This is a genomic window from Clostridium sp. AF36-4 (assembly GCF_003435975.1).
GTDB lineage: Bacteria > Bacillota > Clostridia > Lachnospirales > Lachnospiraceae > Eubacterium_F.
Genome location: NZ_QTVH01000007.1, coordinates 1 through 11,837, shown reverse-complemented (window position 1 = coordinate 11,837; position 11,837 = coordinate 1). Strand labels below are relative to the sequence as shown.

Here is an 11,837-nt window from a genome sequence, read left to right as displayed (position 1 = left end):
CTTTCATTTGTTGGTTATAGTATATCAGATTCATTAAGAAATGTCGTGTTCAGTGTCTTAATTTATGAGACCATTATTGTTAGACAGCCTGACGCACGGTGGTGTGGGAGGACGGTAAATAAAATAATTATTTACCACCTACCCGATTTTTTGAAAAATAGGAAAATAGGTTATTGACCATAGGTAATAAAAATTATATAATTTGTTTATGCAATGCATAAAGAGATGGACTATGGAAACAAGAGAAGAATTGAAAAAATTAAGAGAAAGTACCGGCATGAATAGAAAAGAATTTTGTGAGTACTTTGAAATTCCTTATATGACGGAAACCGATTGGGAATTGGGAAATAGAAGGGTTCCGCAGTATCTTTTGCGATTGATGGCATATAAGGTTGAAATGGAGAGGTTGTCTGATAAAAGGTATAGGGATGACAAGGAAGATAATATAGCTAGTAAATAATGTAATGGTAATTATGCAACAGCTTGTGGCACAAATTTCTTGGAGAACAAATCTTATGCTATTGGATAAGCTAATATATTATCCTTGCGAATAGGTTGGAACACAGATATTATTATGTTGGGATAATAAGAGTAGAGACTCTTGATTATATAGAAATTCTTAAAGAGAAGAAAAAAAGATGCAAGAATGGAGTAGATTGAAGATTATATTGAAGAAAATGTGGAATAAACATCAGTATGGTGAAATAAATTGGCATATTGAAAAAAGGGAATTGTACAAAGAATTTAAAACAACATTAGAGGCTGAAGAATGGGGGATGAAATATTATAAAAGCTGGGCAAACTCATATAAAGATGTAATGAGATTAGCCAAACATTCAATAACAAATAGCTTATTTACTGCACCTATCGAATGTTATTGTGGGGATACATATAGACGGATTAATGATTTCTTGAGAAAAGAAGTTGATAGCGAAAGTAATATTTATCGAGAAATGGCAGATATATTGTCTATTGTTTTGTGTAGCGCACCTAGAATTCCAACGAATATTGTTCTTTATAGATTAGTTGACGATAAATTTGTCAGTGAACTTATTGAACAGAATAAGCAGGATAGACCGACACCAATACAAGAAAAAGGATTTATGAGTACAAGTTTGTTGAGAGACATTGTTTATGCGGATGGGGCTTATGCATGTGAGAATAATTTATTAAAAATATACGTAGAATCGAATACCATTGGGATATATGTGAATGCAATTACTAAAAGGAATGAAGAAGAAATGTTACTATTTCCTAATATGTATTTGGCATTGACAAATTACCCATATAGAGATGATGAGGTTAATAAAATGGTGTATGAATGTAATTTGATAAAGTTTTATTGAAAAAGAAATGTTTTTAATTTAACAATAAACCATAAGAAATACAATTGTGTATAGTGAGGTAATTGTAAATATAATTTGAATCAAATAGATTGGAGAAAAAATGGCAGATAAAGTAGGAAATGATGAATATGGAGAAATCCTTATATATCAGACAGATGATGGAGATACGAATATAGAAGTAAAAATGCAGGATGAAACTGTATGGTTAACACAGCAGCAACTTATGCAATTGTATCGGTGTAGTAAATCGAATATCAGTGAACATATTAAGCATATATTTGATGAAGGCGAACTTGATAAAGATTCAGTTGTTCGGAAATTCCGAACAACTGCGAGTGATGGGAAAAATTATAATGTCGATTATTATAATCTCGATATGATTATTTCTCTCGGATATCGCATAAAGTCAGTAATTGCCACAAAATTCAGACAGTGGGCGACACAACGATTAAAAGAATATATCATAAAAGGATTCACAATAGATGATGAGCGTCTGAAAGGAAATGGCGGAGGAAACTATTGGAAGGAATTACTTGATAGAATCAGAGATATCAGGTCTTCAGAAAAAGTGTTGTATCGACAGGTTCTTGATTTATATGCAACTAGTGTTGATTATGATCCACATAGTGATGAGTCAATTGGATTTTTTAAAATTGTTCAGAATAAATTGCATTATGCAGCACATGGTCATACTGCTGCAGAGGTTATTTATCTGCGTGCAGATGCTGAAAAGCCATTTATGGGATTGACTTCGTTTTCAGGGGAATTACCAGCATTAAAGGACATAGGTGTAGCTAAGAATTATCTTGAGGAGAATGAACTTAAGGTATTGAATAATCTTGTTTCTGGTTATTTTGATTTGGCTGAAATCAATGCAATTGAGCATAAGCCTATGTATATGGATGACTATGTAAAACAGTTGGATAGTGTATTATCTTCAGGTAATCGAAAGCTATTAACTAGTTCAGGCTCGGTAAGTCATAAGCAGGCGATAGATAAGGCAAAGGAAGAATATAGAAAATATCAGGAAACAACTTTGACTCCAGTTGAAAAGGCATATCTTGAGAGCATTAAAGAAGTGTCTAAGGAAGTAAAGAGGAGATGACTTCATGAAAAAACAACTCAAACGCTACATCTATACTCGTGTATTCACCTCTATGCAGGTAGATGGTTACAGTTTAGATGTGCAAAAAGATAAATTGCATAAATACGCTGATTACCAGGATATGATTATCGCAGGCGAATACTCTGACGAAGGTAAATCTAGTAAAAGTGTGGAAGGAAGACCACAGTTATTTACGATAAATATGCCAACACAACTATGGGCATTGCCACTATTGCCACATTCCTTAATAACAACGGATACAAGAAGAAACTTTGCCAGAACAATACCATAGAAGGCTTTTCTGCATCATTTGTAAAAGGTGTACTTGATAATCCTGTATACTGCGGGAAATTGGCATTTGGCAGAAGAAAGAATGAGAAGGTTCCGGGAACAAGGAACGAATATCATGTGGTAAAACAGGACAATTACATGTTAAATGATGGCATTCACGAGGCATTATACGAACTTGATTGGGACAACGAAAGTACCGTTGAGACAGTCTGCCTTCTGTCAAGAAAAGCCCAATAAATCAAAGGATTTCGCTATTTTGGGAATAAAATAGATGTGTGTTTCTGTTTCCGTAGAATGGGTATGAGGGAATTGATTTACCCCAAGGATAAGATTTTCGAAATTATCAGTATACATTTTTGCAAAAGGAATACTTTTTCGCAAAAGAGGAGGAAGATGACGATATGAGAAGAAAAGAAGAGTATAAGCAAAATAATTTCAATGGAAATGTGAATTTTACAGGAAAAACTCAAATTGCAGCAGGAGATATTATCAATAATATCTCGGAAGAGAAGCAAAAGACGGCAAATTATGATCCAGAACCAAAATGGCGTAGTCCATTTACTTTAGCTGTTTTAACATGGATTAGCACTATTATTGCAATTGTAGGAATATTTCCGTTTGCCAAAATAGTAAAAAGTATAGTTTGCTTTTTTAGAGGGATGAATGGAAATACAATAAGTTTAGATATGCAGAAATATTCTATTATTTTTATAATATTTGTATTTTTATTTTTAATCTTTTTTACACTTAGAAGAATTGCTAAAAAGCAAACGAGACATCCTTTGTTTTTCAATTTTGCAATTAGTGGTTATGGGAATAGATTGACCATAGAGAAAATACATATTGAAGGATGCCCTCAATGTGGGGGCAAAATGAAATATTATAATAAACCAGTGGAATGGAGAGAAATTCTTCGTAGTGATGGAAGCACGAAACGTGAAGTGACAAAAAGAATACCTGTGTTAGAATGTAGGCGAAATGCAGAACATTGGTATGCAGTTGATCCTGCCGAGGACCGGGTAAAGTAGTAACATTAAAAGGAATTTTCAAATGGTTAAGGTATTTACCCCACCCTTAAGTTAATAGTGTCACTTTCGCTATGCAGTATAAAATCAAAGTTCAGGGGAATATTGAAACGGTTTGTCTGCTTTTAAAGAAACCTTGATTTTCTGCGGTTTGATGGATATTAAGGAGCAAAAATGGATGTGTATTTTGTAGTCTTATGAATGCACCATTTGAATATCGTAGCAGAGGCTAATAATTGTTATTCAAATTATCTCGGTACGGGCGAATGCAGCAGATTTATTGTAGAATACAGGATTTTGGTGTTAAGTTTTCGAAAATATTTTTTCGTGTTCTTGACAAAAACACATGTAGCAACTATAATTAAATTACCTGATAGGTAATATGGTAAAAGGAGGGAGGACTTGGAATTAGTTTATACAGATGCAAAAACTGAGAAACAATGTACGAGTTTAAAGGTAGCAAGAAAGTTGTTTGGTGGAAATGCTGCACTTGCAAATAGCCTTTTTGCAAGAATAAATGCTTTGAAGCAGGCAGAAACTATTAAAGATATTATAGTCCAACCAACCTTTCACTTTCATAAACTTGAAAATAAAGGTGGAAGAAATCTGGATGGATATTTTGCAATTGATGTGAAATCAAGAAAGGATCAGTGGCGTATAATAATAGAACCCCTAAATGAAAATAAGGAACCATATGTTCCGTGTAATATTAATGAGATATCGCAAAATGTGAGGATTGTTGAGATAACGGAGGTGAGCAAACATTATGAGTAATTACATTGAGTATAATGATACGATTGCATTTCACCCAGGATATTATATTAAAGAAATTGTGGAAGAAAGTGGATTGACTCAGGAAGATTTTGCAAAGAGATTAGATACTACGCCGAAGAATTTAAGTTTGCTGATTCGTGGGGAACAGAGCTTATCTATTGATATTGCAATGAAGCTTTCTAGAATGCTTGGTACTAGCGTAAATTATTGGCTTAATTTGCAAAATTCTTATGATGCTTTGATTGCAGAATTTAAATCACAAGAAGAATTGCTGGAAGAAAGAAAAGTATTTGAATTATATGACTACAAATATTTTAGAGAGAATTATGGACTTCCGGATTTGCCTAGAAAAAAGGATGAACAGATTAAAGCGGTTCGTGAATTTCTGAAGGTTGCAACATTAACAGTGTTTACCAAGAGAGATATGGCAGTAAACTTTAGAAGTTCAACAGAAGCATTAGAAGAGGCTAGTACAGTTAAGGCGAATACTATGGTTCAGATCGCAACTAATAAGGCATTGGCTGTAGATGCACCCAAATTTAATAAAAAGAAATTTGAAGCTGTGGTACAGTATGCGCTGACATTGACTAAAAATCATAGCGAATTTTATCCATTGATTCGAAAAGCTTTCGAGGAGGCTGGTGTTATCTTTGTAATACTTCCTAATATTGTTGGCTCAAAGATTAATGGAGCTACCAAAAAAATTGGTGATAATATAATGTTGATGGTTAATGATAGAAGACTTTATTCAGACTCATTTTGGTTTACATTGTTCCATGAGATTGGTCATATTATTAATGGTGATTATGGAATATCGTTTGAGAAAGAATCTGGGGTACAAGAGCATGCTGCTGACTTGTTTGCGGAGGATAGTCTTATTCCAAGAGAACAGTATAATGATTTTGTGGCAGGAGAAAGATTCGGATTAAAAGATATTATTCGTTTTGCGGAATCGATTAACAGAGATCCTGGCATCGTATTAGGAAGATTGCAGAATGATGGTTTGGTCGGATTTGATGATTGGACAATGAAGCCAATAAGACATAAGTATAGGGTTAAAATGGCGTAATATCATAGTAAAAGATTGAAGAACCGGTTTTTGATGGTAGGAATCATACTTCGTTCTGACCATAATCATCCAAGGGGAGAGTAGCGTCAGTAACACGACACAGACTCAATTTGGAATTCATACGTTACAATGAGGAAATCTGTATCAGATTTTACCTATGTAAAGAATAAAGAGGCTGAGTTAGCTTCTTAGCCTCATGAGATTTCAGGATATCATTGAGATGCGAGCTAAGATATTTGGATTATTGGGAGATTCTCCAAAAGAAGAGATACAGACTGCAAAGGATAGAAGAAAGGATTTCATAGAAAGGGTGATGAAAGATGAGAACATTTGATGATATGCTTTCTAAGCAGTTACAGGATGAAGAATTTAAAAAAGAATATGATGCAATCCAACCGGAGATGGATGTTATAAGGGCTATCGTAGATGCTCGTACTTCTCAGAATATGACGCAGAAGGAGTTGGCAGAGCGTACTGGTATTAATCAAGCAGATATCAGCAAACTTGAGAATGGAACAAGGAATCCTTCTGTTAATTTGCTTAAAAGATTAGCAGATGGCATGGGGATGGTTCTCAAGATTGAGTTTGTGCCAAAACAGAAAGTGTAATTATATGACATCACTAGTTTGTTGGCTGGTGATGTTTTTTATAGGTTTTAAGTTATTTGAATAAGGTGATTGTATACTACAGAAAGGGGAAAATATGGATTTTTTTAATAAAACCTTGAATTATGGTTATATATTTGAAAATCAAGAAACAATAGATGAATTGAAAAAAATAACTGATGAGATAAAAAAGTATGATGTTTATGATGTTTTAGCAAGAATATCAGGTTTGAATTTAATGCCTCATAACCAAAATAAATCCGTTTTATTAGATTCTTTGATAACAGTTATTATTTGTGAAAAGGAAAATACATACAATTCTACATATAAGATGAGTGCTGGAAGATTTAAGAAATTAATAGGAAAAATAAATGAAACTAATTTAGCATGCTCTATTGACCCAAATGAAAATGCTTTCTATCAGAATGTAATGTTGACGGATAATTATACAGTATTTAATGGAATTGATAATTCGCCTGCATATAATCTTCAAATGATTATAGACATATTGTTCAATTATGAAAATGATTTTCCAAAAGAATACAAACGTAAAATAGGAAGTTTGACAATGTTTATTCTGAGATTATCAGAAGAAATAGCTAGAAGGATAGGTGTAAAAGAATGTGAAATAGTATCTGATGAGGGAAAGTATGTGGTAATACCAAATAATGAAAAAGTTAAAGAATATGCAGAGTGTGTTGTGTTTGATGAACAGAGAATGCAGGTGTTTCTGAAGGATTATCCTGATTTGCTAGAAGAAATTATTATGCCTTTCGGAAGTGGTAATGTGGGTTCGATGAAGAATAGACCATTTTATAGTAAACCGTTTGTAAAAAATAGTAAAAACAATTCAATTATACTACTTAATATTTCACTATTACCGAATTTTCTTTTTTTTCAGACACTAAAAATAGCTTCAGAGTTTGGAATAAAGAATAAGGTGGTAAATAGATATAACGATTATGTATGGCGAGATTGCCGTAAGTCATTGGAAGCATTGGGACATCATAAATTGAAGGAGAGTACGCTTGGAATTGAACTAATGGATAATGCATATCATAAAGAATGTATCGTAAATGTGTATAATAATCAGTTAATGTTGACTGCTTTTATATGTGATGATGCATGTGATTATTCAGAGAGTACAATGCACGCAGAATATCCTAATGAAAAACATACTTTACTATTTGAAGAAAGAATGAATTACTTTTGGAAAAAAATGCAAGAAAATGCTGTTGAGAGAAATGATATTTATTGTCTGTTTATAATTAGCGGGTTTGGTAGAGGAATAGGATTAAGAGCAGCTAAAAATTTATCTAAATATAAGGCATTGCAATTGAATCCGTTTGAATTGCACTGTATAAGCGTCAATGAACGAAAAAAAGAAAATTTTTTACCAAGATATATACGTGCAAAAGAAAAAATAAACACACAAATGCCAAATTTGTTTAGTGAGCTAAATGCTATCAGTATATACACAAGTAATAAATATTCGTTTTATCTGGATGATGATTTTAATCCGCATAATACTAAACTTTTGATTGCTCCAGGAGATTCTGTTGATTATATTAATCAGTCAATAAGGAATGAAGGGACTATATTGATTGATTCTTATGAAGATGGTTGGAAAACAAAAGTGGTCTTGTGTGATGAAATGAGAAATATGTATACTGAAGGATGCATAATGGAGACAAAAAAGAGTACATTATGTATTCGTTATAATAACTGCGTTATCTGGATTACATCTGAAGAAATAAAGGAAATGGCAGATGTTAATTTGAATTTTTCAATTATGGACACAATATCTTATTGGTTGGCAGAATGTAAAGATATTATTGAAGACATGGAACTATTGAATACATTATATCATTTTTCAATAATATTGGAGGGTGATAAGAAAGCCTATTATTATGCTCCAACTGAGGATATCGCTGTATCAGATTTAATTCGTATTGAAAGAAAAGGTAGACATTATAATTTGACATGGACACCTAAGGCATATAGTCAAATGAGTTGTAAGACCAATGCAAAGGAAAAAGAATTGTGTCAGATGCTTTTGGATATTTTAAATAATGATGCATATGAGTCTGAGGATTATGCGGATAAGTTAGATGAATTGTTTGATAATCCAATGAGAAGAAAAATATTTTCTTTAGATTTTCAAGATAAACCATATTATAAACCTATATTGTTTACTACAAATAGGCGTGTCCGTGAAGAGGACGAGGATTATTTGCTAGATATAATAGGAAAATCTATATTGCAAAGTGGTAAATGGACGTATGGTGTTATTCCGGATGAAAAAAGAACAATGATTGCCAATGAGGTTGTAGGAATGTTATATAAAATGTTACAAGAAGAGATTGCGGTATTAAGTTCAGAACATTTGGTAGAAGCAATTTATGTTGATTTGGAAGAAGTTTTATACAAACAAATGCTTGCAAAAAAGAATTATGCTTATGAATTGTCATGTTATCCTGAAAAAGAGAATGAGTATGTTAAAGAATATAATGACTTGAATCGGGTATCGTTAGCATTAAAATTTATGATGGAATATGTTGCTGCTAAACCGCCTAAGGGTGAGGTGATACTTGGTATAGGAAAATATGAATATATATTGGCAATATGTTCACTTATTATAGAGTGGGCATATAAAAATGATTTATTTTATTATAACATTTTTAATGCACCAGTTGAAATATTGAAGTCGGATCGAATAGGGGTGAAACAGGATGAATTTTATACAATATTTCAATATGGTGATAAATATAGAAGAGAAGAATTATACTATAATTCTTCTAGTGACTTTCGTAAAAAATATACCCTCAATCAAGAAGATTATTCAGGGGATTTAGATGTTGCTTTTCAAGCGGAGTACGGGTATTCTTTTACTCAATTTTATAGGTTGATAATGGGAATGATAGAATATGGTAATGAGAGAGAAGAGGAGGAAGTTTATAAAGCATCTAAGCAAAAACTTATAGAATATATCGTTCAAATTGATGAGAAAATATCTAATGAAATAGCAATAGCCATACTTAAGGATATTTCCTTGACTGAAAGAGATGATTTTTTGAAATTGCCATCTGGATTTAGGAAGGAAGATGTATATCCATGGAGATTTAATCGTGCGTACTCGTTCAGTAGGCGTCCAGTAATAATCAGAAAAGACATGATAATTTGGGGAAATAGACAATTATATCATATGCTTATGTATGTAACGGACTTAATTTATGAGGGAAAAATATCAACAAAAAATGCTAAGATGTCCACCTTGATAGGTCGAATTAGTGATGATAGGGGAAGAATATTTAATAAATTAATTTCAGATATTTTGACAGATATGGAAGTGTTTGTTATTGATTCGAATGTTGATAAGATTAATAAAAAATATGTGGCTGACAAGAATGGTAATACATTAGGAGATATTGATGTGCTAATCATAGATAATGAGATGCATCATATATATGTAGCGGAGGTAAAGGACTTTAATTTTTCTAGAAATCCTTATGAAATTCAGTTAGAGTATCAGAAAATGTTTGTTGATGGTAAAAAGAAATGTTATGCAACGAAACATAGTAGAAGAGTAGATTGGGTTAAGGAACATTTGGAAGATTTAAAAATACATTATCAACTATCAGATGTTAAGTGGAATGTTTACGGATTATTCATTGTAAGTGAGCCATTAATCAGTACACAAGTATATAATCAAAAGCTTGAAGTTATATCGAGAGCAGAGTTAAGTGTCAAACGTATTAGAAGTATTAAATAATTTATTTAAATTACTAAATATGAGAAGAAGGTGTTAAAAAGCATACAAAATATTGGGATGTTCTGTAAGGGAATGTCTATACATTTAGGGACAGTTTATTAGTCCTTTATAAGGAGTATTACAGTCTGATTCGGAAGGTATTTTCCTTCCGAGTCTTTTTATCTACTAAACTTTGATATAGAGTGATATTAGAAATGGCACATGATAATATTAACCAGCACCCCCACAAACTTGATAAAAACTCTCACCTGCACCTATTGATTTTTACCCCGAAATTCAGTAATATAAAAGAGGTTAGACAAGACTAACCGAAATGTGAATAAATCATGTGGACTCCTCGTATTAGGTTGTGAATCCTGAACGCATCCTATGCAGAATTGAATGAAATTCTTGCGGGGAGTACTATTATTTTGCGGAAAAGGAGATAGTGTTACGATGAATTTTTTGGAAATTGAAAAAGTAGTTGGACGTGAGATTTTGGATTCGAGAGGCAATCCGACGGTGGAAGCAGAGGTAACTTTGGTAGACGGAACCGTGGGAAGAGGTACTGCTCCAAGTGGTGCGTCTACAGGTGAGTTTGAGGCACTGGAACTGAGAGACGGTGACAAGGACCGTTATCTTGGCAAGGGTGTTGAAAAAGCTGTCAACAACATCAATACTGTGATTAATGAGGTCCTTACTGGTTTAGATGCGTCTGATATTTATGCTATTGACAAGGCGATGATTGATGCAGATGGTACGAAAGACAAATCAAAACTTGGTGCCAATGCGATTTTGGCTGTGTCGATTGCAACAGCAAGAGCGGCATCTATTGCGTTAGATATTCCGTTGTACCGCTTTTTAGGTGGCATTTCCGGCAACCGTCTTCCGGTACCTATGATGAATATTTTAAATGGTGGTGCTCACGCAGATTCAGCCGTTGATACGCAGGAATTTATGATTATGCCGGTTGGCGCGCCATCGTTTAAAGAAGCACTCCGCTGGTGTGCAGAGGTTTTCCATAAGTTGAAATCTCTGATTAAAGATATGGGAGATGTAACAGCGGTTGGTGATGAAGGTGGATTTGCACCAAACAAACTTACTTCCGATGAAGAAGCTATTGAGAAAATTCTGGAGGCTGTTAAGGCTGCCGGATTTGAACCGGGAAAAGATTTTATGATTGCTATGGATGCAGCTTCTTCCGAATGGAAATCGGAAAAAGGAATTGGTTACTATAAACAGCCAAAATCCGGCAAAGAATTTACTTCGGATGAGCTGATTGCACATTGGGAATCTCTCATTGACAAGTATCCGATTATTTCTATTGAAGATGGTTTGGATGAGGAAGATTGGGAAGGCTGGAAGAAGATGACTGAGAAGATTGGTCATAAGGTTCAGCTTGTAGGAGATGACCTTTTTGTTACAAATACAGAGAGACTTTCCAAGGGTATTAAAATGGGAGCGGGCAACTCCATTTTGATTAAATTAAACCAGATTGGTTCGGTGTCAGAAACATTGGAGGCTATTAAGATGGCGCACAATGCAGGATATACAGCCATTTCTTCCCACCGCTCCGGTGAGACAGCAGACACAACTATCGCAGACCTTGCAGTAGCGCTGAATACATGTCAGATTAAGACAGGTGCTCCTTCGAGATCCGAGCGTGTAGCAAAATACAACCAGCTTCTCCGCATTGAAGAAGAATTAGGTGCCAGCGCAGTGTACCCGGGTATGGATGCATTTCATGTAGGTAAATAATAGAATTAAAAACAGACGATGAAAAGATTTCCGGTACATGAATAATATATGTGCCGGAAATTTTTTGTATTGGCAATAAAAATAAACCACCTGCTATGCAGGTGTGTTCCCAA

At 33.7% G+C, this 11,837-nt stretch carries 11 protein-coding genes; all 11 read left to right on the top strand.

The genetic code is table 11. The features are described from left to right. Positions 1-232 precede the first annotated feature (232 nt). The 11 genes from DW005_RS05155 to eno all read left to right on the top strand — a co-directional run bounded on the left by DW005_RS05155 (position 233) and on the right by eno (position 11,724). A complete protein-coding gene (locus DW005_RS05155) occupies positions 233-460 on the top strand; it encodes a transcriptional regulator (protein WP_117478442.1) in 228 nt (75 codons plus the stop codon). Between the two features lie 178 nt (positions 461-638). Then, positions 639-1,346 (top strand): ADP-ribosyltransferase, encoded by a 708-nt coding sequence (locus DW005_RS05150; protein ID WP_117478441.1) that lies wholly within the window; start codon positions 639-641, stop codon positions 1,344-1,346. Between the two features lie 100 nt (positions 1,347-1,446). Beyond that, the gene (locus DW005_RS05145; RefSeq protein ID WP_117478440.1) at positions 1,447-2,451 is read left to right on the top strand and encodes a virulence RhuM family protein; all 1,005 of its coding nucleotides are present in this window, start codon (positions 1,447-1,449) and stop codon (positions 2,449-2,451) included. A gap of 4 nt (positions 2,452-2,455) precedes the next feature. Then, on the top strand, positions 2,456-2,743 hold the full coding sequence (locus DW005_RS14405; RefSeq protein ID WP_347461441.1) for a recombinase family protein: 288 nt from the start codon (positions 2,456-2,458) through the stop codon (positions 2,741-2,743). Then, complete coding sequence (locus tag DW005_RS14400; protein WP_347461440.1) at positions 2,668-2,979, top strand: recombinase family protein; 312 nt, start codon at positions 2,668-2,670, stop codon at positions 2,977-2,979. The genes DW005_RS14405 and DW005_RS14400 overlap by 76 nt, the downstream gene beginning before the upstream one ends. 164 nt (positions 2,980-3,143) lie before the next feature. Further along, a complete protein-coding gene (locus DW005_RS05135; RefSeq protein ID WP_117478439.1) occupies positions 3,144-3,770 on the top strand; it encodes a hypothetical protein in 627 nt (208 codons plus the stop codon). A 399-nt stretch (positions 3,771-4,169) separates the two neighbouring features. Next, entirely contained in the window at positions 4,170-4,541 is a 372-nt protein-coding gene (locus tag DW005_RS05130) for a type II toxin-antitoxin system RelE/ParE family toxin (RefSeq protein WP_117478438.1), read from the top strand. Continuing rightward, complete coding sequence (locus tag DW005_RS05125; RefSeq protein WP_117478437.1) at positions 4,534-5,610, top strand: HigA family addiction module antitoxin; 1,077 nt, start codon at positions 4,534-4,536, stop codon at positions 5,608-5,610. The genes DW005_RS05130 and DW005_RS05125 overlap by 8 nt, the downstream gene beginning before the upstream one ends. Before the next feature lie 320 nt (positions 5,611-5,930). After that, positions 5,931-6,218 (top strand): helix-turn-helix transcriptional regulator, encoded by a 288-nt coding sequence (locus DW005_RS05120; protein ID WP_117478436.1) that lies wholly within the window; start codon positions 5,931-5,933, stop codon positions 6,216-6,218. A 94-nt stretch (positions 6,219-6,312) separates the two neighbouring features. Beyond that, a complete protein-coding gene (locus DW005_RS05115; RefSeq protein ID WP_117478435.1) occupies positions 6,313-9,987 on the top strand; it encodes a hypothetical protein in 3,675 nt (1,224 codons plus the stop codon). A gap of 435 nt (positions 9,988-10,422) precedes the next feature. Beyond that, positions 10,423-11,724, top strand: coding sequence for a phosphopyruvate hydratase (gene eno, locus DW005_RS05110; RefSeq protein ID WP_117478434.1), 1,302 nt, complete (start codon positions 10,423-10,425; stop codon positions 11,722-11,724). Positions 11,725-11,837: the final 113 nt, after the last annotated feature.

What these genes read in the sequence shown, in the direction of transcription:
- DW005_RS05155 (WP_117478442.1), top strand. Translation starts at nt 233, where the DNA reads ATGGAAACAAGAGAAGAATTGAAAAAATTAAGAGAAAGTACCGGCATG.
- DW005_RS05150 (WP_117478441.1), top strand. Translation starts at nt 639, where the DNA reads ATGCAAGAATGGAGTAGATTGAAGATTATATTGAAGAAAATGTGGAAT.
- DW005_RS05145 (WP_117478440.1), top strand. Translation starts at nt 1,447, where the DNA reads ATGGCAGATAAAGTAGGAAATGATGAATATGGAGAAATCCTTATATAT.
- DW005_RS14405 (WP_347461441.1), top strand. Translation starts at nt 2,456, where the DNA reads ATGAAAAAACAACTCAAACGCTACATCTATACTCGTGTATTCACCTCT.
- DW005_RS14400 (WP_347461440.1), top strand. Translation starts at nt 2,668, where the DNA reads ATGGGCATTGCCACTATTGCCACATTCCTTAATAACAACGGATACAAG.
- DW005_RS05135 (WP_117478439.1), top strand. Translation starts at nt 3,144, where the DNA reads ATGAGAAGAAAAGAAGAGTATAAGCAAAATAATTTCAATGGAAATGTG.
- DW005_RS05125 (WP_117478437.1), top strand. Translation starts at nt 4,534, where the DNA reads ATGAGTAATTACATTGAGTATAATGATACGATTGCATTTCACCCAGGA.
- DW005_RS05120 (WP_117478436.1), top strand. Translation starts at nt 5,931, where the DNA reads ATGAGAACATTTGATGATATGCTTTCTAAGCAGTTACAGGATGAAGAA.
- DW005_RS05115 (WP_117478435.1), top strand. Translation starts at nt 6,313, where the DNA reads ATGGATTTTTTTAATAAAACCTTGAATTATGGTTATATATTTGAAAAT.
- eno (WP_117478434.1), top strand. Translation starts at nt 10,423, where the DNA reads ATGAATTTTTTGGAAATTGAAAAAGTAGTTGGACGTGAGATTTTGGAT.